This is a genomic window from Trichococcus flocculiformis (assembly GCF_900113645.1).
GTDB lineage: Bacteria > Bacillota > Bacilli > Lactobacillales > Aerococcaceae > Trichococcus > Trichococcus flocculiformis.
The window spans coordinates 21975-44311 of record NZ_FOQC01000004.1; the positions used below are offsets into that span (position 1 = coordinate 21975).

At 45.5% G+C, this 22337-nt stretch carries 23 protein-coding genes; 2 read left to right on the forward strand and 21 right to left on the reverse strand.

The genetic code is table 11. The annotated features are described in order from the left end of the window. Position 1: 1 nt before the first annotated feature. The 20 genes from BMZ71_RS02955 to BMZ71_RS03050 form a co-directional block, all read right to left on the reverse strand. A complete protein-coding gene (locus BMZ71_RS02955; RefSeq protein WP_086988340.1) occupies positions 2–379 on the reverse strand; it encodes a DUF3397 family protein in 378 nt (125 codons plus the stop codon). A 150-nt stretch (positions 380–529) separates the two neighbouring features. Beyond that, complete coding sequence (rpmF, locus tag BMZ71_RS02960; RefSeq protein ID WP_072763715.1) at positions 530–709, reverse strand: 50S ribosomal protein L32; 180 nt, start codon at positions 707–709, stop codon at positions 530–532. 59 nt (positions 710–768) lie between these two features. After that, positions 769–1326: a YceD family protein gene (locus tag BMZ71_RS02965; RefSeq protein WP_177187468.1), complete on the reverse strand. Its 558-nt coding sequence runs from the start codon at positions 1324–1326 to the stop codon at positions 769–771. A 94-nt stretch (positions 1327–1420) separates the two neighbouring features. Further along, the gene (locus tag BMZ71_RS02970; protein ID WP_086988338.1) at positions 1421–2125 is read right to left on the reverse strand and encodes an aspartate/glutamate racemase family protein; all 705 of its coding nucleotides are present in this window, start codon (positions 2123–2125) and stop codon (positions 1421–1423) included. Between the two features lie 34 nt (positions 2126–2159). Continuing rightward, a complete protein-coding gene (locus BMZ71_RS02975; RefSeq protein ID WP_086988337.1) occupies positions 2160–3377 on the reverse strand; it encodes a carboxylate--amine ligase in 1218 nt (405 codons plus the stop codon). A gap of 142 nt (positions 3378–3519) precedes the next feature. After that, entirely contained in the window at positions 3520–4737 is a 1218-nt protein-coding gene (locus BMZ71_RS02980) for a nucleotidyltransferase (RefSeq protein ID WP_086988336.1), read from the reverse strand. A gap of 57 nt (positions 4738–4794) precedes the next feature. Next, positions 4795–5538 (reverse strand): class I SAM-dependent DNA methyltransferase, encoded by a 744-nt coding sequence (locus BMZ71_RS02985; RefSeq protein WP_086988335.1) that lies wholly within the window; start codon positions 5536–5538, stop codon positions 4795–4797. Next, positions 5535–5900 carry a ribosome silencing factor gene (gene rsfS, locus BMZ71_RS02990; RefSeq protein ID WP_068560007.1) on the reverse strand — a complete coding sequence of 122 codons (366 nt, stop codon included), beginning with the start codon at positions 5898–5900 and terminating at the stop codon, positions 5535–5537. The genes BMZ71_RS02985 and rsfS overlap by 4 nt, the downstream gene beginning before the upstream one ends. Further along, positions 5897–6517, reverse strand: coding sequence for a bis(5'-nucleosyl)-tetraphosphatase (symmetrical) YqeK (gene yqeK, locus BMZ71_RS02995; protein ID WP_177187469.1), 621 nt, complete (start codon positions 6515–6517; stop codon positions 5897–5899). Before yqeK ends, rsfS begins: the two co-directional genes overlap by 4 nt. Beyond that, positions 6501–7127, reverse strand: a complete 627-nt coding sequence (locus BMZ71_RS03000; RefSeq protein ID WP_086988372.1) for a nicotinate-nucleotide adenylyltransferase — start codon at positions 7125–7127, stop codon at positions 6501–6503. Before BMZ71_RS03000 ends, yqeK begins: the two co-directional genes overlap by 17 nt. Before the next feature lie 77 nt (positions 7128–7204). Beyond that, positions 7205–7516, reverse strand: a complete 312-nt coding sequence (yhbY, locus tag BMZ71_RS03005; protein WP_068560003.1) for a ribosome assembly RNA-binding protein YhbY — start codon at positions 7514–7516, stop codon at positions 7205–7207. A 230-nt stretch (positions 7517–7746) separates the two neighbouring features. Next, entirely contained in the window at positions 7747–8871 is a 1125-nt protein-coding gene (gene yqeH, locus BMZ71_RS03010; RefSeq protein WP_086988371.1) for a ribosome biogenesis GTPase YqeH, read from the reverse strand. Next, entirely contained in the window at positions 8867–9394 is a 528-nt protein-coding gene (locus BMZ71_RS03015) for a YqeG family HAD IIIA-type phosphatase (protein WP_086988333.1), read from the reverse strand. Before BMZ71_RS03015 ends, yqeH begins: the two co-directional genes overlap by 5 nt. An 849-nt stretch (positions 9395–10243) precedes the next feature. Beyond that, the gene (gene thrB / locus BMZ71_RS03020) at positions 10244–11113 is read right to left on the reverse strand and encodes a homoserine kinase (protein WP_086988332.1); all 870 of its coding nucleotides are present in this window, start codon (positions 11111–11113) and stop codon (positions 10244–10246) included. Positions 11114–11195: 82 nt separating this feature from the next. Continuing rightward, positions 11196–12485, reverse strand: coding sequence for a homoserine dehydrogenase (locus BMZ71_RS03025; protein WP_086988331.1), 1290 nt, complete (start codon positions 12483–12485; stop codon positions 11196–11198). Between the two features lie 186 nt (positions 12486–12671). Beyond that, a complete protein-coding gene (locus tag BMZ71_RS03030) occupies positions 12672–12902 on the reverse strand; it encodes a YkuJ family protein (protein WP_068559993.1) in 231 nt (76 codons plus the stop codon). A 183-nt stretch (positions 12903–13085) separates the two neighbouring features. Next, positions 13086–13964, reverse strand: a complete 879-nt coding sequence (locus BMZ71_RS03035; protein WP_086988330.1) for an NAD(P)-dependent oxidoreductase — start codon at positions 13962–13964, stop codon at positions 13086–13088. Positions 13965–14083: 119 nt separating this feature from the next. Next, entirely contained in the window at positions 14084–15289 is a 1206-nt protein-coding gene (locus BMZ71_RS03040; protein ID WP_086988329.1) for a glycosyltransferase, read from the reverse strand. Positions 15290–15515: 226 nt separating this feature from the next. Beyond that, a complete protein-coding gene (gene ptsP, locus BMZ71_RS03045; protein ID WP_068559985.1) occupies positions 15516–17246 on the reverse strand; it encodes a phosphoenolpyruvate--protein phosphotransferase in 1731 nt (576 codons plus the stop codon). A 1-nt stretch (position 17247) separates the two neighbouring features. Continuing rightward, on the reverse strand, positions 17248–17514 hold the full coding sequence (locus BMZ71_RS03050) for a phosphocarrier protein HPr (RefSeq protein ID WP_068559983.1): 267 nt from the start codon (positions 17512–17514) through the stop codon (positions 17248–17250). Positions 17515–17912: 398 nt separating this feature from the next. Here BMZ71_RS03050 and BMZ71_RS03055 point away from each other — a divergent pair, with 398 nt between their 5' ends. Further along, entirely contained in the window at positions 17913–20117 is a 2205-nt protein-coding gene (locus BMZ71_RS03055; RefSeq protein WP_086988328.1) for an ATP-dependent Clp protease ATP-binding subunit, read from the forward strand. A gap of 160 nt (positions 20118–20277) precedes the next feature. After that, entirely contained in the window at positions 20278–20553 is a 276-nt protein-coding gene (locus BMZ71_RS03060) for a DUF1827 family protein (RefSeq protein WP_068623254.1), read from the forward strand. Positions 20554–20644: 91 nt separating this feature from the next. Here the strand turns inward: BMZ71_RS03060 and BMZ71_RS03065 are convergent, their stop codons facing one another. After that, complete coding sequence (locus BMZ71_RS03065; protein ID WP_086988327.1) at positions 20645–22222, reverse strand: peptide chain release factor 3; 1578 nt, start codon at positions 22220–22222, stop codon at positions 20645–20647. Positions 22223–22337 lie beyond the last annotated feature (115 nt).

Sequence of the window (22337 nt, forward strand, 5' to 3'; positions counted from 1 at the left end):
ACTATCCTCTTATAAGGAAATAAACGCGCAACAGCACTAAAGAGTAATAAAAAAGCAGTGCCATCAAAAATAGTATTTTAATGAAATAACGATAAAACCGCTTCGGCTCATGGTTTTTTTTACGTTTGTCGAAATACAGCGTCTGCACCAGACCGACGATGCAGGCAGCCAGTAAAAAATGAGGCAGCAGCGAATAAGTCAGGCTGTAGACACTCAACAGGTGGATGCCCACCAGCAAAAACGGCAACACGACGTCCGCAATCGACAATCGGATAATTTGTTTGTACCTAAGATACGGTCGAAAAAATTGATTTATCAGAATGATTTCTAAAACCGGAAAAACATACAAAAGGATTTCAAAATAGTGGAAGTTTTGCATCCCGACGCTCCTTTGCTAAAATATGGAATTCTTACCGCATGCATATATTTTACCTCATCCAAGCAAATTATGCCTCCTTGAAAAATGGGAACAAAAAAAGCCAACAGAAAATTCATTCTGCTGACTGGAAATGCGGATGGTATTTCATGATTAGCTTTGTTTTTCGATAACTACTTCTCCATCATATTGTCCGCATGATGCGCAAACGTGGTGGCTCTTTTTCAATTCGCCACAGTTAGGGCATGCGTTCAAGCCTGGAATCGATAACTTGAAGTGCGTACGTCTTTTTGCTTTTCTTGCTTTAGATGTTCTTCTTTTAGGTACTGCCATTTCCTTACACCTCCCTGTATTAATCGCTGTATTTGTTTAAAAAATCAGCGTCAAAAATTTCACTCTGTTTTTTCTTCGTCTTCTAACAGGGCCTTCAGACCAGCTAATCGCGGATCGATCTGATCGGTTTTTTCCTCTTGTTTCTTTCTTGCGAAAGATTCTTCGGAAACAACTTCCCATTCAGCGCCACTAGGCATTTCATCGGACACCATCTCTTCCGGCGTGAAGACTTGTAGAGGCAGATTCAGCAGAATGTTGTCCTCGATAGCGGGGACCAGATTCACTTCATCACCTTCAAGCGGCAACACGACTTCCGCAGGTTTATCCTGCTCGAGATAGAGTGATTCACTTTCAGTGTACACTTCTTCGATTGCTAATTGCAAGGGTACCTCAACTAATTCCAACGACCTTGACGAAGGCAGGGTAATCGTTAAATCGATTCGGAAATTGGCAAGCACAGAATGATTTTCGTATAATAAGAAACCTTCCGCCTTAATCGGCGACACTGCCTGGATTTCATTATTTCTTTGCATCAATGAACTTTCCCGGTCTATCGTCCGAGAGAAATAGTACGGTTCACCACGATGTTCTTGTAATTCTTTTAATGGCCACTTCATTTCCATCACCCCTAAAATAACAAATTGAATTATACTAGTGAAAAAAACCTTTGTCAATGTATTTTCCTTTACATCCAAAAAGGAAAACGTTTTTTTACGCTTTTAATTCTTTGGCCAACGCAATCGTTTTGTCCAAAAGTACCTTTTCCGCATCGACAACCGGATAACGTCGTTCTTTATCTTCGCTGTTCATCAACGAAACTTCCGTGCATCCCAATAACACAATGTCCGCACCGCAATTTTTGAAGTCTTCCAAAATTTCGTAGTACAAAGGGAAAAATAAATGCGATCTCTCTTTGATGTAATAATAAATCATTTTATTGATTTTGTCTTGTAAAGCTCTGTCCGGCAATACTACTTGATAGCCTTTTTCAATAAGCCGATTTTCGTAGATGCGGCTCTGATGCGTTCCCTCTGTGGCAAATAATCCGACTTTTTTTGCGCCCTCATAATGTTCCGCAATATAGTCGACCGTAAGATCGATCATATTCAAAATCGGAATATCCGTTTCCTTTTGAATATCATCGAAGAAATAATGGATAGTATTGCAGGGCATGATGATGAATTCTGGCTGCAGAAGATTCAACATATGAACATCTTCTATCACTGCTTCCACCGGATTCGGTTTGGTCGGATCCAAAATGAATTCCGTACGATCGGGAATATCAGCGTGATTCATCAGAATGTAATTGAAATAATCCTGGTCGTTTTCGGGGAAATGACGCTTATTCATTTCAACAAGAAAATTGGTCGTCGCCAGCGTTCCCATTCCTCCAAGAATACCAAAAAATTTTTTCATACTTTCTCATCCCTCGTTTCCCGTTTGTTTCAGTTCATTCCTCTGGCGGATACTCTTTGAATTTTTTGTAATAATTAAATTTGGAAGCCAACACATAAAATTTTCTTTTTGGGCTGACTTCAAAAGGCGCATCCAATGGGTGCACGACTTTCCCGTCCTTGTATAACTCTTTTACTTTTTTTCTTAAAACATCAGACTCGATGTATTTCAGCAAAAGTTTTTTTGGTGTCATCGTGAACAAAGCTTCATTCGTGTTGATGGTCAACCCAAGTTTTTTCTTGGCGATGAAGTCTTCAACATAGTATTTCGCGACATTGTTTCCGCTGGCAGTAACGTAGTAGTTGCTTACGCCAAGCCGACCGTTCAGTTCAAAGAAAACATAGTCATCTTTGCGCTTATCGTACTTCACATCAAAATTGGAAAAACCATAAAACTCGGTTTCAGCAATCAACTTTTGGACAGAAGCAACAATCTTCTGCTCTTCCCTGGCCCAAATCGTCAGATGGTTTCCGATGGCGGATGGCGTATGGTCTTCCAAGAGGATATGGCCGAATGCAATCAGCTTAATTTCCTTGTCACGTGGCGATGTGTACACCGTCACAACGCCAAGATAGGTGTCATCGCCAGGAACGTACTCCTGCAGGATCAGGTTGTCCGTATAGCCATTGTCACGCACTAAATGGTAGATGCGTTCAAGATCCTTCTCGTCGCGTCCGATGAAGACTTTTTCTTTACCCTCAAAATGCAACCCCTGGTACATGATGGCATTCGAAGGCTTGATGATGATCGGAAATTCAAACGGCAAATCAAGGGAAAATTCATCCATGACTACAGTCTTCGGATAGGGAACGCCTGCTTTTTCACAAATGGCGTAAAAACTTTCCTTATTGGTCGCCCGTAGGAAAACTGGTTCATCCACATACGGAATGATCCAATCATCACCGAATCGGTCTTTCGTCCGGATCAGCAGTTCCGCATAGCGATCGTCTGCCCCGAAGATGATTTTTTTCATATTCGGATAGTCCCGACCGATTTGATGGATGGTTTCAAAAAAAAGATCCAGGTCATCGATTCCCGGTTGAATGTAATGCTTGATGATGCGGGAATTGCCGATAGGCCCTATAATCATCGGGCTGATGAGATTCGTTTTAACTTGGTACGCTTCATAGAAAGCTCTCGCCAAACTATAGGCTCCTCGGTTCCCCCCTACGATTACGGGAACGAAACTGACAGAGTTGGCTTCTTCGCTCATTTGATTGTCCTCCTTAGTGCCTAAAGCCGAATGTTAAAGGCTCTAGCATCTATTAACCTATCTATTATATTTCTTTGGTTGTAGCCCGTCAAACGCTTCTTGCTTTTTTTCATTAAAGTTTTCAATAAATTTCGGAAAAATCTTATTTCAGATTATGCAATTCATTTCGGATGTAAATCGGTGACCGGGTGAAATTCTGCTCATCCAAAACCGGAAGGCCTCCCAAACGGTAGATGCGGTCACTCCTGATTTCCAGTTGCAAGCCCGCTGTATGTGGCTCACGCACTTTCGTGACGATCGGGATTTCCGTGTTTTTTTTCAAGCTGTTCAGATAGCGTCTCCCGGCTTCCGTAAATCCGAGCAACCGGATGGTGTCCGCTTTTTCCTGGAAGGCATGCGCTTCTGCCTTGGTTATCCCCAACAAAATATAGGTACAGACCCGCTGCAACCGGGCCCACGTCCAGCGCTTGTTCTTCGTGCGCCGAATGAAAGCCATAAAATCGGCTGCATCCTCGGCCTCTTTTTTCAACCTGTATTCGATACCTTCTTCAACTTGATAGATGTTCCGGAGTTCCGCATGCGAAAGCAGCATGAGCTGATATTGCAGCATCCCCCAGTATGGAGCCCAATCAAGCAGAGGAAGCCTCTCCAGCGCCTCTAACGTCTCTTCCGGCACAAACCTGCCCATGTCATTCCCTTCGCTTTGCTTTCCGTGGTGGAGCGCCCATTCGCGAATGGCGGTCCCACTTGCAAATTCTTCGCCGAAAGCTTCACTGTCGTTATGTCCGGCACCACGCCTAAGCACGACGGCCGTTTCCATCGGTTCGGGGAATTGTTCATTTTCTTTGACATACGCCAATCCGAGCTGATTATTGGGCGTTGAAAAGGAAATAGCAGAACCTTGTGGGCTCAGGATCTCGGCAATGGCCGTCTCCAGTTGCGCAGCATAGGTTCTGCCATCATTTCGGTACGTCTGAAAAATCCGATTGATTTCCGCTTCGTGTTCGCGCAAGAAACGGCTGTGCGAAATGAAATCTTCCGCCGTCCCTTCTTCAGCACCGAACGCAAAGGCATCGCACTGCATCGCCTGCAATAAACGGATACCTGCTCTTGCGAACAGATCCGCGGACTGCACACTCCCCAAAATCGGCATTTCCACGACGATGTCGGCACCGTTCCGCAAAGCGATTTCCGCACGCGTCCATTTATCCAACAAAGCCGGCGCGCCCCTTTGGACAAAATTGCCGCTCATTGCGACAACCATGACATCGCTCTTCGTCATCCGCCTGGCTTCCGACAGTTGGTAGCGGTGACCGTTATGGAAAGGATTGTATTCTGCAATTACACCACAAGCTTTCATCGAAGCGCCCCTTTTGGTTTCATTGTATGGTCGCGCGGTTTTTTTGCCTTGGCTTGCTTAAGCTTTTTTGCAGGCAAAAAACCAGCGCGGACTGTCATCGCGCACATCAGCTTCACCAAATTCGGCTGTGGCCGTCACATCGGTGAAGCCGGCTTCTTCAAGGAGCCGCTTGTAGACTTCCAGCGGATACGTGCGTTCGCGATGGTATTCCGAATGACGTTCAAACAATTCCGGATTACTCTGGGATCCCACGAAGAAAGTCAAATCATGCTCGACACTGTTCGCAGCATCGCCGGCAAAACTTTCCCAGAGGAAGGCTCCCGTTTCATCCTGATAGATGTATTGATATCCCGGAAAAACGTCATTCACTTGATGCATCGAGTGGACGTCGAACAAAAAAACACCGCCAGGTCCGAGATTGCGGCTCACGCTTTGAAAGACTTCCGCCACTTCAGCTTCATCAGACATGTAGCAAAGTGAATCGGAGAAGCACGTCACGACGTCAAAATCCCCCATCGGCTCCAGGGAACGCATATCCCCTACCGCCAAGGAAAGCGTTACGCCTTCTTCTTGCATGCGATTGTAGGCAAGCGAGAGCATTTCATCGGATAGATCGACCCCGGTTACCTGATGCCCTTTTTTCGCCAACTCCACTGCAATTTTACCAGTTCCGCAAGCCAGTTCCATGATGTCCAGGCCAGATTTCCCGGCTGTGTATTTTTCAACATAAAGAAGCCAGCTGTCGTAGACAGACTGGTCCATTATTTCATCATAGTAATGGGCAAAGATGTCATAGCTCATTGCTCAGAGACCATCCCCGAGATGTCGACCATTGGCGCATCACTCCATAATTTTTCGATGTTGTAATAACCGCGTTCCTCATGGTTGAATACATGCACGATAACGTCATTCAAGTCAATCAATGTCCACTTGCCAGAATCTTTGCCTTCGACGTTTTTGATTTCGCCTTTGTTTTTGTGCACGTTCTCCACAATAGATTCAACGATTGCAGCCACTTGCTTCTCATTACGGCCGTTCATGACGACAAAATAATCACCGATTGATGTCAAACCGCGTACATCCAATGCCATGATATCCTGAGCCAATTTGTCATCTGCAGCTTTAACCACTACTTCCAATAATTCTTCACTTGTCATTTTCATTCTGAATTCCCCACTTTTCTTTGGATCCAACTGTTGTAGACATGGATCGTGCCGGGATAAATCGGCAGTTCCTTCTTCACCAGATGAATGATTGTTTTTTCTATTTTAAAATAAGCTGCCTCGTCCAGACTGATTTCCGCCAGTCTTCTGGCTTCATCCACGCCCGTGAACGTACGGCCCGGTTCGATGTAATCGGCAATGAATAGGACTTTTCCGATCAGGGTCATCACCTCACCGCCGATTGTATGCTGACGAATCGCGTCAAGGATAGCCCTATCCATGATTCCGAATACCTTTTCAGCATGATAAGCACCGACAGGCCCATGCATGATTTCGCTGCCGTAACCGGTCATCTCGCTGTCCAACGCTTGGGACAGGACGATTTTCTTCATACTTTTTGCGTCATGCTCTTTTGCAAAGTCGTGCAGGAGAGCGGCCAACGAGCACGCTTCCAAAGATGCACCATATTTTTTCGCCAACGCGATGGAACAGGCTTCAACCCGCAGCACATGCTGGAAGCGCGATGGCTTCATCTGTTTTTCCACTTCCGCCAAAATGGCTTCCCGCGTCCAATCTGTATAGCGTCCTGTGTATACAAGCTCAGTCTTCGTCCTCAAGATAGAGTCCTTCTTCCAAAATGTAATCTTTGACATCCTCTTTAACCAAATACCGGATCGAACGGCCCGTTTTGACCATCTTACGGATTTCCGTCGAACTGATGTCGATCAACGGTGCGTCGACCCAGATGATCGGATAAACGCTTTCCCTTCCATATCCTGGCCGAGCAACGCCAACGAACTGCACAAGTTGCACCAATGCATCGATGTCTTTCCACTTCGGCAAGTATTCAACCATATCCCCGCCGATGATGAAATAATAATCGGTGTCCGGATGCATGGCCGTCAATAATTTCATCGTATCGATCGTATAGCTTTTGCCGCCGCGCTCCAACTCGATCGTTTCGATATCGAACAAAGGATTGCCTGAAATGGACAATCGCACCATCCGCTCACGATGCTTCGCCGAAATCGATTCTTTTTCATCGATATGAGGCGGTTCGGCATCGGGCATGAAATAGATTTTATCCAAACCGAGCTGTTCCCCAACCTGCTGCGCAACGATCAGATGGCCCAAATGGGGTGGACTGAAGGTTCCACCCATGATGCCGATGCGTTTCCGGTCCTGGAAAGCAATCTGTGTCTCAACCTCGGTATCTTCGATGATCATGTAATCCGTTTGTCCGATCAAATTTAAAGTTGTGATCAATTTTTTCTCACCTCAATAAAATAGGAATTGGCCTGCCTTTAGATTTTTTCAACGACAGTCGAATAACGACGATTTTTTTCTTTAGATGATGGTTTGAACAATACAAGTGTGCGTCCGATCTGTTGGACGACGGTCGCTCGCAGTTTTTCTTCGATGACTGCAGCAACAGCATCCGTTTCCTCATCCGTATTCTGCAGAAGAGCGATTTTCAACAATTCCCTTTTCTCCAACGCTTCCCCGATTTGGTAAAGCATCTCTTCGTTCAACCCACCCTTACCCACTTGGAAGAGCGGATTCATATGGTGTGCTTCTTTTTTCAAATATTGTTTTTGTTTGCCTCTTAATTCCATTCGACACCTCAGTCTTATTATTCTAAGAAAATATATTTTTTTCAAAAGTGCATCACCGTTGGTGTTTTATTTATTCCCAAAGTAATTCTGCACCTCATATGATGGCTAGCGATCCAAGCCTGCCTCTCGGAAATTAGATAAATCTGACCCATTGCGCTCTACGATGCTCATTCAGGGGCAGATTTCCTAAATTTCTTTCGAGGCAGAGCGGGCTTGTACCGCTTTTCTACTTAAATGATTGGTTTGCGCATTACTGTGTCCACGCCTTGCGGGACCCATGCTGCGACTTTACCCGGTTTGCGGACAGTGATCCATCCCAATCCGGAAAATACGATATCGGACGGTACTTTGACATTGAATTCACGTCTGACCAACGGCGGGAAATTTTCCGCATCTTCCGCAGATGGCGGTTGCAGCAGCGTACCCAGATGTTTTGCATAGAATTCATCCGCTTTTTCCAATTTGGTGCGGTGAATTTTCAAGTCGTTTGCGAAATAGCAAGTGAAGGATGATTTTTCCCCACTGATGAAATCAAAACGCGATGCGCCACCCAAGAAAAGCGTCTGCTCCGGGTTCAATTGATAAGTGATCGGTTTGATTTCGTGTTGCGGAGCTACGAGCTTCAATTCTTTCGGGCTCAGAACATGCGCCATTTGATGGTGATGGATAATCCCCGGTGTATCGATGAGGAAATGCCCATCATCCAAAGGAATACGGATCTGATCCAACGTTGTGCCAGGGAACTGGGAAGTCGTGATGACATCTTCCTTGTTGCCTGTAGCCGCACGGATGATTTGGTTCATGACAGTGGATTTACCCACGTTCGTAACACCCACGACATAAACATCTTTGCCGTCCCGGTGTTCTTCGATGGTTTCCAACAGATCATCGATGGAAGTTGCTTTCTTGCCGCTCACAAGCATGACATCAACCGGGCGCAAGCCTACTGACTGCACCTGCTCCGTCAGCCATTGCTTCACACGGGATAGTTTGACCGACTTCGGCAAAACATCCACTTTGTTTCCGACAACCAATACTTTATTATTGCCCGCAAAGCGATGCAAGCCGGGGATCATGCTGCCGTATACATCGAACAGATCGATAACGTTAACGATCAAAGCATCTTCCATCGAAATGGTGTTCAGCATCGCCAAAAATTCATCATCCGTGACGGAAACTTTTTCCATCTGATTGTAATGGCGCAATCTGAAACAGCGTTGGCAGTATACTGGCCCGGAATCCAATCCCTTTTGCAGAGCGGCCGCCGGGGTATACCCTCGTTCGGTCGGATCATCGGTCTGGATTTTAGCCCCGCAGCCGATGCAATAGAGTTCTTCTGTTAATTCTTCTTTAATCAAGTGATTTCCTCCATATCATTCCTGGATCATTTTTCAACAAACGTTTCAGCAATTTTCTTTCAAAAAATCGATTTATGCGCGTATTCCACCCGTCCGAATTGATGATCGGCATTACCCACACACTCTTGACTCCCGCTCGATTTGCGCCAAAAACATCCGTAAGCAATTGATCCCCAACCATCAGGCATTGATCCAACGGAAGCTGAAGCTGCTCAGCCGCCTTGATGTACCCACGGCGGGAAGGCTTCATCGACCTTGGCACATAAGCCAATTGCAGCTTATCCGCGATTATCTTGATACGCTTATCGCTGTTGTTGGAAATGATGACGACAGGTATCGCATTTTTTTTCATCAAGGCGATCCAATCTTTCAATTCCTGCGTCCCCTCCGGATTGTTCCAGGCAATCAAGGTATTGTCCAAATCGGTCAGAACGCCTTTGATGCCATTCTTTTCAATTTGTTCCGGAGTAATGTGATAGATGGACTCAACCATCCATGTCGGTCTGAATTTATTTAGCATAATGTCTCCTCATTAAAAAAATAAGAGGATGGGAAAAAGCAACAACGTCACTTTTCAAGCAGAACCTGAGAGAACTCCCCCAAGTCGCGCCCCAAAACCGAATAACTGCACGGCACACAATCCGAAACAAGCACCCTGTACCCCGCAAAAAAGTTTTGACCCAGCCTCACTACTATCCAATTGTATATTATAACCCCATTCCAATAACATTATAAAGCATAAACCAAAAAATACAAGAGCGCGATGCTATGCGGTAGGGGGCGAGCACTAAACGGATTAGCCGCAATGGGCTGCTTTTTGCCCATGTAGGCTAATCAGATTAGGCGGAACCCCCTGCATAGCAGAGCGCGTCTAAGATGAGCGCGATGATTCGCGCCTAGACATCCGGACGTTGGAGCAAGCGGCTGACGTTCACCTCTTTTGTGGACGACAGCCACTTGCGAAACGGGAGTGGTGTCTGCGAATCAGAGCGCGTTTAAGAAGGCGCGATGCTATGCGGGAGAGTGTCGGGTAGCACTGTGGTCGCAAGCGCCCAAGTGTATCATGTCTCTATGCGATTGAAATCGCAAGAGCCATGACAAATCCCGGGTAGAAATCGAGCACTAAGAGGACTAACACTAAACGGACGCTTTTTGTCCGTGTGTAATAGTCAGCTTAGGCACAAATTTCTGGGATTCAGAACACGTTTGATATGGCGCTATGCCCATTTGCACTTGTCAGCTTGCGCTCGGGCCTGGAAAGATGGATAACTTTCCGTTATTCATCTTTTCTGCTCGCTTTCGCCCCTAATCTTGCGGGCGCCCCCTCAAAAAATACAAAAAACCCAAGGATTTCTCCTCGGGCCCACAATTATTTGATTACTTGCACGCCATTTTTTTCAACATGCAGCAACTTGACTTCACTATTTTTTACAGCGGCTTTTGCCGAAGCAACGAACGCTGCTGCCTTTTCAGGATGGATCATCGTGAGGATCGTCGTACCGGCCCCACTCAGGTAAGTACCGTAGGCGCCCATCTCATGCCCCAATTCCCGGACTTGACTCAACTCTGGAACCAATTTGCCGCGATAAGGCTCATGGAAAACATCCTGTTCCATAAGTGCTCCCGCTTTTTCGATATCACCCGAAAAAACAGCTGCTACTAACATATTGGAGATGCTGCTGCCTTTGACTGCTTCCTTGAACGGAAGCGAATCCGGCAAAACAGCCCGGCTCTCCTTCGTCAACAATTCCTTTTCCGGAATCGTCACTACCAAGGCAACCTCTGGGAAACTCGCCTTCGTCCAATATACTTTGGAATCCAGAACGGTCCCGACCGTGAAATCACCGGTGATGGCTGGCGTCACATTATCGGGATGACCTTCGATGCGTGTTGCGATCTGAATTTTATCATCAATGCTCAATTGCAGATCTGCGCATTGATTAGCCAACTCGATCCCTGCAACGATGGCAGCCGAACTGCTGCCCAATCCTCTGGCAGCCGGCACTTCACTCGTCATTGTGATTTTTCTTGGTGTCATGTTCGGCGCCAAAGACAACGCGGTTTCAATAATCAGGTTCGATTTATCGGTGGGGATCCCCGCTCCCAAATCATGGAGAATTTCCCACTCGTCGGCCTCTTCTTTTACAGTCAACGTCAAATATAATGATACAGCCAATCCGAGGGAATCGAACCCTGGCCCCAAATTGGCGGAAGTTGCCGGTACACGGATATCAAACATCCTACTATTCAATCCCTTCCACAAGAACGATGGTCCATCATTTCTTAATCTGTTATTTGTTCGAAATACGAAAGAAGTCCGATCAGTGTTCCAATACTTTGAAATGGACCTTCAATTTCATATCATCATTATCTTCCATCGCTTGGATGATTTCATTTTCTTGCGCTTTCGACATCGGATGCGTAACGATGACAATAATGGCTTTACCGTTTGCCAGCGGCTCCTGGATGATTTTGTCAAAGCTGACTTCTGCAGTGGCGAAGATTTTCGCCAATTCCAAAAATTGTCCGGCACGATCGGTAACTTCCAAGCGCATGAATACAGGATTGATGACCTGCTCAGGTTTCGCGATCAGGGTCTCTACCTCATACTCGTTGAAGATGTTCCCGGTTGTTCCCAAAAGGATATTTTTGGCGATATTCATCACGTCACTGACGACGGCTGTCGCGGTAGGCAACTCGCCAGCCCCGGCACCGTAGAACATCGTTTCCCCAAGAGCTTCCCCAGCCACAAAGACAGCATTCATTTCATTGTTGACGCTGGCCAAAGGATGCGATTCCGGAACAAATACCGGTCCGACTTCCACATTGACGCTGTCTTCGATTTTTTCGGCAGTGCCGATCAACTTGATTTTGTACCCTAAACGATTCGCCAACTTGATGTCGTTGATGGAAACATTGCGGATACCCGTCACTGCTACATCATCCAAAGTCACATCATTCGTTCCGAAGGCGAGCCGTGCCAAAATGACCATTTTGCGCGCTGCATCCAATCCGTCGACATCGCTTGTCGGATTTTTTTCGGCAAAGCCCAATTCCTGTGCCAATGCCAAAGCTTCATCGTAAGAATAGCCTTCTTTGTCCATTTTCGTCATCATGAAGTTGGTCGTACCGTTCACGATCCCCATGACTTTCTGGATGTTGTCGGAAGCGAAACTTTCTGTGATGGCACGCAGGATCGGAACCCCGCCAGCAACAGCCGCTTCATACAAGAAGTCGCATTTGTTCGCTTTCGCCAGAGTGACCAATTCTTTCCCATGCAAAGCCACAAGGTCTTTGTTTGCTGAAACGACATGCTTCCCGGCCGCCAACGCTTGGGAAATATAATCTTTTGCTGCCGGAACATATCCGATCAATTCTACGATGATCGAAATATCATCGTCATTCAAAATTTCATCAAAATTATCAGTGCAATGAACAGAATCACCAAAGAAAGCTTTGCATTTGTCAAGATCGCGGTCTAGGACCGTTTTGATGACTACTTCCTGTCCGACCACTTGATTGATTTTATTCTGGTGGCCGCCTATGATGCGGGCAACGCCAGTCCCTATCGTCCCTAGTCCTAATAAACCTACATAAATCTTGTTTGCCATTATTCCACCTCTTCAATTATTTCCTTATTACACAGTATACTGAAAGTTAAGGAATTACTCTACATAAAAATTAAAAACTTTTAATGTTTGCCACGTTATTCCAATAAAGATAAAACAGAAAAAAGGCAGCGGTAAAATGAGCCGACTCATTTTACCGCTGCCTTTGTTCATGCATGGATGGATGAATTAATCTTGCAATAATTCGTAAATTTCGATGGCAACTAAATCAAGATCATCAAATTGATAAGTTTGGTTTGAATCGTGTTCTTCCAATTCAAAACTTTCCGTATCGCGGTTGTATTTAACGACGCAACGTTCTACGCCTTCTTTTTCAAAACGACGGATTTCGACATCACCATTGTCTTCCATCATTACTTCTAGGCGACGAAGGATCGCTGAGAGCTGTGAAGGTTTCATGATATTTCCCCTTTCAAGACTAACTTCTTATTTATTCTAGCATTTTTTTTCTGACTTCGCATCAATTTACTGTAATTTATGCAAGAAAAACAATATTTGAGTAATGCACCATTAGGTTTGTGCAAAACCCGCCGCAACGATATATCCTAATAAGGGGTTTCAGAAATCCGTCGACCTCCAAGTCTAGATTTCAGCGTACTCTCCCCACCAAAGCTTCACCAACGCTTGCGTCCCATCGTCGGCGAAACCTTTGCTCGCCAATTGTTCATACAATTGTGCAGCCTGTCTCGTAGCAGGTAAATCGATACCCAGCTTATCTGCTTCATCCAGTGCAATCTTCAGATCTTTGACAAAATGTTTGACGAAGAAACCTGCACTGTAATCTTCTTTCAGGATCCTAGGGGCATAGTTTGTCAAAGACCAGTTAGCGGCGCTTCCGGAACCGACTTGTTCGATCACGCGTTCCAAATCCAATCCTGCCGCTTTCGAATAAACAAGCAATTCGGTCATGCCGGTCATCGTGCCCGCCACCATTATCTGGTTGGCCATTTTTGTGTGCTGACCACTGCCGGCCGGCCCTTGCAGCATCACTTTGCTCGAAAAAACAGACAAAACTCCTTTAACGGCATCAAACGTTCCTTCCTCACCACCGACCATCGTTGTGAGCGTTCCATTTTGAGCACCCTTATCTCCTCCAGAAACTGGAGCATCCAACGTGCGGACCCCGCTTTCTTTGCCGAAAGCAGCTATTTTCCTGGCCAAAGTCGGCGTACTGGTCGTCATATCAATGAGAATATGGTGGTCGTCCGCTTTCGAAAAGATACCGCTCTCCCCAAAATAAGTCTCTTCAACATCTTTCGGATAACCCACCATCGTGATGACAATATCCGATTGCGCCGTAACAGCAGCAGGGGTGTCACACCACACTGCTCCTTCAGAGACAACAGCATCTGCCCTGCTTTTCGTCCGATTATAGACTTGGACTGGATAACCCGCATTCAAAAGATGTTTGATCATGGATGAGCCCATGACACCTGTTCCGATAAAACCAATTTTTTCCATTTATAAAACCGCCCCTTCTAAACACTATGTCAACAGTATACCTTACGCTTAGCTCAGATAAAAACAAAAAAACACAGGGAAGCAGATTATCCAAGCAATCTGTTTCCCGGTGTTCCGACTCAACGTTTGATTTTTTCCAAAAGATTCACTTTTAATTTCAATTCTTCACGCGGCTGTGACTCATAAATGTCAATACTCGCCTGATAATAGCTCAATACGGCATCCGCAAATGCCTTTGAAGAAATCTCCTGCATCAGTCCATCCCATACTTCTTGCTTTGTCGCAACATCTGAGTTGTGATAAAAATCCGCATAGGCGTTGATAGTCTTGCCGATTTGGTCATCCTCGTCGAACAACATCCCCAGACTGTCTTCTTTAATCAACCCTGATAAATAGTCATTCCGCTTAGCGATGACCGGACAACCGTTTACGATCGATTCCAGATAGGTCAAGCCTTGGGTTTCCGAATCCGAAGCATTTATATAAATATCTGCCATTTGATAATACTCGCTCACATCTTCATTTTTGACTTCTCCGACAAAAATGACATTTCTGATCAAACCCATTTCCGACACCTGTGTCTCCAACTCGTGACGCACCGGTCCGTCACCAACAAAAATAAGCTTCGCGGAAGGATAGGCTGCTACGACCTCAGGAAAGGCGTGAACAAGTTTATCCAGTTTTTTTTCCGAGGACAGCCTACTCAAAGAGAGCAACACCAATTCGGAATCCGAAATCCCCAGTTCTTCGCGTTTTTTGGCTTTGATGCCGTCAATCCGATCCGGTATCCGGACACCCGTTGGGATGACGCGAATTTCCTTATAGATGTTGTAGGAAGCTAATTTTTCTTTCATTTGCTGACTTGGAGCAATAATGCCCATCGTTCGATTGCAAAAGTAACGGGAAGCAATTTTAACTGCCTTAGGTTTCACCACTCTTCCATTAGCGATGTAATGCAGATATTTTTCGTACATAGTGTGGTAGGTATGCACGGTAGGAATCTGCAGCATGTAGCCGACAAATTTGCCCGTCAAACCCAAACTGAACTCCGTATGCGTATGCACAATATCTATCTTCTGTTTCTTCGCTTCCCTAAGCGCTTTGTTCATACCTTTGACAGCAATCCTGCGATCTTTGAAAGACAAGAACGGGATACTGGTCAAACGGATTATATTTTTTTCATCTTCATCGGCTTTTGGATCTGTGGTGGTAAAAATGATGACCTCATGCCCCTCTGCCTCCAATTCCTCTTTCAAGGTGCGGATTGATGTTGACACGCCGCTCACTTGAGGAAAATACGAATCTGTAAACATGCCTATTCTCATGACTTCACCTCGAAAAAATCCCATCAAATTTATAATGACTCAATATGTTCAGTATATAGAACATTCTGATGTTTGTCACTCCTCCCTACACCCTACTTGCAAAATATATCCACACGAACAAGCCTGCGGAAATGATGGATTCAGCTTCCGAAATCGCTTTGAATTCCCTGGCACACAAAAAGACCAGGCATGCAACCATGCCCGGTCTTTTTACGCCTGAATCGGCTTAAACTAATTTAGCTTTCATTTCTTCAACTAATGCGATGACTTCTTCGACAGTCGTACATTCGTTGATTGCTTTGTCCGCTAATTTTTCCATTTCTTTTGAATCCAAACGTTTCATCAAGCTGCGTGTTTTCAGGACGCTGGATGCGCTCATGGAGAACTCATCCAAACCAAGACCCACCAACAACGGAACCGCTGTTTGGTCACCCGCCATCTCGCCACACATACCAGTCCATTTGCCTTCAGCATGAGAAGCATCGATAACATGCTTGATCAGCGTAAGGATAGCTGGGTTGTAAGGTTGATACAAGTAAGAAACCTGTTGGTTCATGCGGTCTGCCGCCATTGTGTATTGGATCAAGTCATTTGTTCCGATACTGAAGAAATCTACTTCTTTAGCGAATTGATGAGCTAATACAGCAGCTGCTGGAATTTCGATCATGATACCTACTTGGATATCATCAGCGACTTCTACGCCATCGGCTAATAGATTCGCCTTTTCTTCCTCCAACATCGCTTTAGCTGCTCTAAATTCGTTCAGAGTAGCAATCATCGGGAACATGATGCGCAATTTACCGTAAACGGAAGCACGCAACAAGGCACGCAATTGTGTACGGAACATTTCCGGTTCAGCCAAGCAAATCCGGATTGCACGGTAACCCAAGAATGGATTCATTTCTTTCGGCAATTCCAAATAAGGCAATTCTTTATCCCCACCGATGTCCATTGTACGAACAACGACAGGTTTGCCTTCCATGCCTTCCAAAACAGCTTTATAAGCATCAAATTGCTCATCTTCTGTCGGGAAGTCTGAAGAGTCCATGTACAGGAATTCAGTACGGTACAATCCTACCGCTTCAGCGCCATTAGCGACAACGCCTTCTAAATCTTTAGGCGTTCCGATGTTAGCTGCCAATTCGATATGTTTACCGTCTGCAGTAACTGTATTTGCATTTTTCAGTTTGTGCCATTCTGCTTGCATTGCAGAAAACTCTTCAGCTTTCTTCTTGTATGCAGCTAATGTTTCTTCATCAGGATTGATGAAGACGTCGCCGTCCAAACCATCCAAAATGATGATATCGCCATCTTTGACGATTTGTGTGATTTCTTTTGACCCTACGATTGCAGGAATTTCCAGAGAACGGGCCATGATTGCGCTATGGGATGTGCGTCCACCGATATCAGTAACGAATCCTTTAACATAATCACGGTTCAATTGAGCTGTGTCACTAGGAGTCAAATCTTTGGCAACGACGATCACTTCTTCAGTGATTGTCGATGGGTTAGGGATTTTGACACCCAACAAGTGGCTCAACACACGTTCCGTAACGTCGCGGATATCCGCAGCACGTTCTTGCATGTATGGGTTGTCTTCCATCGCTTCGAACATACCGATGAACATGCCGGCAACATCAGAAAGTGCCGATTCAGCATTGACACCGTTGTCTCGGATGTTGGCGTTCATCGATCCGATCATTTCCGGATCGGACAATACCATCAAATGTGCATCAAAAACTTGCGCTTCTTCTTCGCCAAGTGATACTGCCGCTTTTTCTCGGATTGCACTTACCTCTGATTTAGCGGTTTCAAAGCTTTCCAAAAGACGAGCAACTTCGCCTTCTGAATCTTCCACTTTACGCTTTTCAAAGGACAGATCCGGTTCAGTAAGCAAATATGCTTTCGCAATTGCAATACCATCACTAGCTGCTATTCCTTGTAAGTGGTTTTTCATATTACTCTGCTAGCCCTTCTTTTACCATTGTTTCAGTGATTCCAGCCATAGCGTCTGCTTCGTCCGGACCTTCTGCAGTGATGACAACATCAGCGCCTTGGCCTACGCCTAATGACATTACACCCATGATGGATTTTAAGTTAACAGATTTACCTTTGTATTCTAAATTAATATCAGAATTGAATTTGCTTGCAGTTTGCACCAATAAAGTTGCTGGACGTGCGTGAATCCCTGTTTCTGCGATTACGTGATATTCTTTTCTTTCCATGTCATAAACCCCTTTTGAGATGTATTTATTTAAGGTACTTTTGATACGTTTCCATTATAACAGAAAAATGGGAAAACGGATTAAAAATAACCCTTTCATTGAATAAGATTACCATCTTTCGCTTTATACTACAACTGTTTTAACCAGATTCATTCAAATTTTTGCCATAATTGCCTAAATGCCACTAATTTATTACAACCTTTTCGTTAGGCTGGCTGGCGTCCCGCGATGAAATTTTTTGCTTCGTTTCAAGTCAAACCACTTGAAAGTCAAAATAGGTCAATGTATAATGGGCTCATAAGGTCAGGGTTGGTCAGGACACCTTCCCACGAGTATTCCTTAGCCGTTACTACTATAATATACATGTATCTATGATCCATATAGAAAGGAAGATTGCCATGATTTGTCAACATTGCGGAAAAAACCAAGCTTCCATTCATCTGTATGCCAGCGTGAATGGACAAAGACGCCAAATCGACTTATGCCAGAGCTGCTATCAGGAATTCAAAGCTGCCCAATCGCAGCAAAACAATCCGAATCCGAGATCCCAAGGCCCCACAGATCCTTTTTCTTTCGGTAATCTGGAGTCCTTCTTCAAACAAATGCAGCAAAACCAAGAACAGAATTACCAACAGCCTCCTGCCCCTGAAGCTGCCCGCGGAGGAAAAGGCGGCGGCAAAGGCGGCTTGCTGGACGAATACGGCATCAACCTGACGCAGTTGGCGCGCGACGGAGGCATCGACCCTGTCATCGGCAGGGACAGCGAAATCGCCCGCGTCATCGAAATCCTGAATCGTCGCACAAAAAACAACCCGGTGCTCACAGGGGAAGCCGGCGTCGGCAAAACAGCCGTGGTGGAAGGCCTCGCCCAAAAGATCGTGGACGGCGATGTCCCTCAAAAATTGCTGGATAAAGAAGTGATCCGCTTGGATGTCGTCTCGCTCGTCCAGGGAACCGGCATCCGTGGCCAATTCGAAGAACGGATGCAGAAGCTGATGGATGAAATCCGCGCGAACAAACAGATCATCCTCTTCATCGATGAAATCCATGAAATCGTCGGCGCAGGAAGCGCTGAGGGAAGCATGGATGCCGGCAATATCCTGAAGCCTGCCCTTGCAAGAGGCGAACTGCAATTGGTCGGCGCAACAACACTGAACGAGTACCGCAGAATCGAGAAGGACGCTGCACTGGAACGCCGATTCCAGCCCGTCCGCGTGAATGAACCAACACCCGAACAGACGTTGATCATCCTCCAAGGAATCCGTCCGAAATATGAAGATTATCACCATGTCAAATATTCGGATAAGGCGCTGGAAGCGGCAGTCAAATTGTCGCATCGCTACATCCAGGATCGTTTCCTTCCCGACAAAGCTATCGACCTACTTGATGAATCCGGATCCAAAAAGAACTTGACGATCAAGCCCATCGATCCGAAACAGATAGAGGAACGCATCGAAACGGCCGAAAGGGAAAAACAAGCCGCCCTGCATGCGGAAGATTACGAAAAAGCTGCCTATTATCGCGATCAGATCACGAATCTTAATAAAATGAAACAGAATCCGGCCCCAGCCGATGGCGATCCTGTCATAACAGAGCAGGATATCCAAAAGATCATTGAGATCAAGACAAATATCCCGGTCGGTGAGCTACTTGAAAAAGAACAGACGCAATTGAAAAATCTTGATGCCGATCTGAAGAAAAACGTCATCGGTCAAGATGAAGCCATCGACAAAGTATCGAAAGCCATCCGCAGAAACCGAATCGGATTGAGCCGTAAAAACCGACCTATCGGTTCCTTCCTGTTCGTAGGGCCTACCGGTGTCGGTAAGACCGAATTGGCCAAACAGTTGGCAATCGAAATGTTCGGAACCGAAGACGCGATCATCCGCTTCGACATGAGCGAATACATGGAAAAGCATGCCGTCTCCAAATTGATCGGATCGCCTCCGGGTTACATCGGCTATGACGAAGCCGGTCAATTGACCGAACGCGTCCGCCGCAGCCCGTACAGCATTTTACTGTTGGATGAAGTCGAAAAAGCCCATCCGGATGTCATGCATCTCTTCCTGCAGATTCTTGACGACGGTCGCCTGACGGACTCCCAAGGCAGGACTGTGAGCTTCAAAGACACCATCATCATCATGACCAGCAATGCCGGTACGGGCGTCCAGGAAGCCAGTGTAGGTTTTGGAGCAGCCATGAAAGGCAAGACGCATTCCATTCTGAATCGCTTGAGTGATTACTTCAAGCCTGAATTCATCAACCGCTTCGATGCGATTGTCGAGTTCAACCAGCTTTCCAAAGAAAATTTGAGCAGAATCGTCACCCTTATGTTGGATGACGTCAACGAATTGCTGAAGGACAAGGAAATCAGCGTCACCGTCTCTCAGAAAGCAAAAGATCGCCTAATCGATCTGGGATATGACCCAAGCATGGGCGCTCGCCCGCTGCGCCGCGTTATTCAAGATCAGATTGAGGATCAAGTAGCTGAATTCTACTTGGATAATCCGAAAATCAAAGATTTATTTGTCGATGCAGACGAAGAAGGTAATCTGATGGTCGTCAGCAAAGTCGACCAAGCAGAAACAACGACTTCTGAATAATATTCGGTTCCGAAAGGCAAGAGCCCAAAAGTCAGCTCTTGCCTTTCTCATTTTAAAAATCCAAGAAAATTATTCATTTGTTTGTTTACTCTTTAAATAAATTAACAGTTGTTATATAATTATTCTATAAACAGCCAACCTAAGTTAGGGGTGTTCGTCCATGAAATTGATCGATGTTACAAATAGCCACGCTGATCTTGTACGTGAGCAATTGGCCAACACCGATGCTCAATTTGTCAAAGTTTATTCTTTGGGACAAACTACAGTCATCTTTACCGGTGCCGCAACGCATGAGGATGTCATTATCCTCAACAAAAACCGTCGTGTGAAGCAAAGTGAAATCGACTTTGTGCTGACGAAATTGTTGCATCTTACCGTTGATGACGTGGAAGTTATGCCTGGTCATAACTTCGTGGAGCTATCTCATCTCAAATGATTGACATTTTTGGCACTCGAAAAAAACTCTTCTTAACACAAAAACGCACACTGCTTTTCAGCAATGTGCGTTTTTTGTTTCTTTGATCAAATTAAAGTAAAGATGTCAATTTGACTTCTGGATATTTATCCTCGAACCAACGCATAGCAAATTGATTTTCAAAAAGGAACACAGGATCCCCAAAACGGTCGCGACACAATAAGTTACGGCTGGATGACATATTCGGATCCAAATCTTCCGGATCGATCCATCGCGCAATTTTTGAGCCCATCGGTGTCATTTCTACTTCTGCATTGTATTCGTGCAACAAACGGTACTGGAACACTTCAAACTGCAATTGACCGACTGCACCCAAAATATAATCTTCTGTATGGTACGTTTTGTACAACTGGATGGCCCCTTCTTGAACCAACTGCTGCACCCCTTTATGGAAAGATTTCTGTTTCATGACGTTTTTCGGAGTGACTTTCATGAACAGTTCAGGTGTAAATTGCGGCAACGCTTCAAACTCAAGTGCTTTTTTGCCTTCATGGATCGTATCGCCGATCTGGAAGTTCCCAGTATCGTAAAGTCCGATGATATCACCTGCTACAGCGGTCTGGACTTGCTCACGGGAATCGGCCATGAACTGCGTTGTATGCGCCAACTTGATTTTTTTGCCGGTACGGGTCACAAAAACATCCATCCCGGGTTTGAATTCACCGGAGCAGACACGCACGAAAGCAATCCTATCTCGGTGAGCGGGATTCATATTTGCTTGGATTTTGAAGATGAAGCCGGTGAAGTTTTCGTCAGTAGGTTCAACGATTTCATCCGCCACCGTCAGATGCTCACTTGGACTCGGAGCAAAATCCACAAAGGCATCTAAGAACGTCTGAACGCCAAAGCCCGTTAAAGCGGAACCGAAGAAGACCGGCGTCAGTTTACCGGCTGCAATCGCTTCTTCAGAAAAATCGTTACCAGCCTCTTTCAATAATTGGACATCTTCAACCGCTTGGGTATAGATGGTTGATTGCGTCACTTGATAATCGCCTTCGATTTCGCCGTCTTCATTCAGCGGAAGAAAATCATTGTCTTCATTCTCTTCAGGATGAGTCAATTCTACGCGGTTATTGTAAATGTCATACAGACCCAACAAATTTTTACCCATGCCCATCGGCCAGTTCATCGGATACGCATCGATCTCCAAAACTTCTTCCAATTCCGCAATCAGATCCATCGGCTCGCGGCCATCACGGTCCAATTTATTGATGAAAGTGAAGATCGGAATCCCTCGCATACTGCAGACTTTAAATAATTTCTTTGTCTGCGGCTCAATCCCTTTCCCGCTATCGATGACCATCACTGCACTATCCACAGCCATCAGAGTACGGTATGTATCTTCCGAGAAATCCTCATGTCCGGGCGTATCCAAAATATTGATCTGCTTTCCGTCGTAATCAACTTGCATGACCGAACTGGTTACAGAAATACCCCTTTGTTTTTCAATATCCATCCAATCTGATTTGGCGAATTTTCCTGATTTTTTTCCCTTTACCGTCCCGGCTTGACGGATTGCGCCCCCAAACAACAGCAACTGCTCCGTGATGGTCGTTTTACCGGCATCCGGATGGGAAATGATGGCAAATGTTCTTCTTGCTTTAACTTTATCTGCTAATGTATGAGTCATATTTTTCCCCTTTTTTCCAAATATCTCTATCGTGAATGTAAGAAAAGCTGAGCGGGTTCGCTTAGCCCTGAGCATGGAAACACTGCAATCTGATCGTTTTCATTTCCGCAGGGCA

Excerpts from the sequence above, each read along its gene's own strand:
- BMZ71_RS02955 (WP_086988340.1), bottom strand. The coding sequence starts at position 379 with ATGCAAAACTTCCACTATTTTGAAATCCTTTTGTATGTTTTTCCGGTT.
- rpmF (WP_072763715.1), bottom strand. The coding sequence starts at position 709 with ATGGCAGTACCTAAAAGAAGAACATCTAAAGCAAGAAAAGCAAAAAGA.
- BMZ71_RS02965 (WP_177187468.1), bottom strand. The coding sequence starts at position 1,326 with ATGAAGTGGCCATTAAAAGAATTACAAGAACATCGTGGTGAACCGTAC.
- BMZ71_RS02970 (WP_086988338.1), bottom strand. The coding sequence starts at position 2,125 with ATGAAAAAATTTTTTGGTATTCTTGGAGGAATGGGAACGCTGGCGACG.
- BMZ71_RS02975 (WP_086988337.1), bottom strand. The coding sequence starts at position 3,377 with ATGAGCGAAGAAGCCAACTCTGTCAGTTTCGTTCCCGTAATCGTAGGG.
- BMZ71_RS02980 (WP_086988336.1), bottom strand. The coding sequence starts at position 4,737 with ATGAAAGCTTGTGGTGTAATTGCAGAATACAATCCTTTCCATAACGGT.
- BMZ71_RS02985 (WP_086988335.1), bottom strand. The coding sequence starts at position 5,538 with ATGAGCTATGACATCTTTGCCCATTACTATGATGAAATAATGGACCAG.
- rsfS (WP_068560007.1), bottom strand. The coding sequence starts at position 5,900 with ATGAAAATGACAAGTGAAGAATTATTGGAAGTAGTGGTTAAAGCTGCA.
- BMZ71_RS03000 (WP_086988372.1), bottom strand. The coding sequence starts at position 7,127 with ATGATCATCGAAGATACCGAGGTTGAGACACAGATTGCTTTCCAGGAC.
- yhbY (WP_068560003.1), bottom strand. The coding sequence starts at position 7,516 with ATGGAATTAAGAGGCAAACAAAAACAATATTTGAAAAAAGAAGCACAC.
- BMZ71_RS03015 (WP_086988333.1), bottom strand. The coding sequence starts at position 9,394 with ATGCTAAATAAATTCAGACCGACATGGATGGTTGAGTCCATCTATCAC.
- thrB (WP_086988332.1), bottom strand. The coding sequence starts at position 11,113 with ATGTTTGATATCCGTGTACCGGCAACTTCCGCCAATTTGGGGCCAGGG.
- BMZ71_RS03025 (WP_086988331.1), bottom strand. The coding sequence starts at position 12,485 with ATGGCAAACAAGATTTATGTAGGTTTATTAGGACTAGGGACGATAGGG.
- BMZ71_RS03030 (WP_068559993.1), bottom strand. The coding sequence starts at position 12,902 with ATGAAACCTTCACAGCTCTCAGCGATCCTTCGTCGCCTAGAAGTAATG.
- BMZ71_RS03035 (WP_086988330.1), bottom strand. The coding sequence starts at position 13,964 with ATGGAAAAAATTGGTTTTATCGGAACAGGTGTCATGGGCTCATCCATG.
- BMZ71_RS03040 (WP_086988329.1), bottom strand. The coding sequence starts at position 15,289 with ATGAGAATAGGCATGTTTACAGATTCGTATTTTCCTCAAGTGAGCGGC.
- ptsP (WP_068559985.1), bottom strand. The coding sequence starts at position 17,246 with ATGAAAAACCACTTACAAGGAATAGCAGCTAGTGATGGTATTGCAATT.
- BMZ71_RS03050 (WP_068559983.1), bottom strand. The coding sequence starts at position 17,514 with ATGGAAAGAAAAGAATATCACGTAATCGCAGAAACAGGGATTCACGCA.
- BMZ71_RS03055 (WP_086988328.1), top strand. The coding sequence starts at position 17,913 with ATGATTTGTCAACATTGCGGAAAAAACCAAGCTTCCATTCATCTGTAT.
- BMZ71_RS03060 (WP_068623254.1), top strand. The coding sequence starts at position 20,278 with ATGAAATTGATCGATGTTACAAATAGCCACGCTGATCTTGTACGTGAG.
- BMZ71_RS03065 (WP_086988327.1), bottom strand. The coding sequence starts at position 22,222 with ATGACTCATACATTAGCAGATAAAGTTAAAGCAAGAAGAACATTTGCC.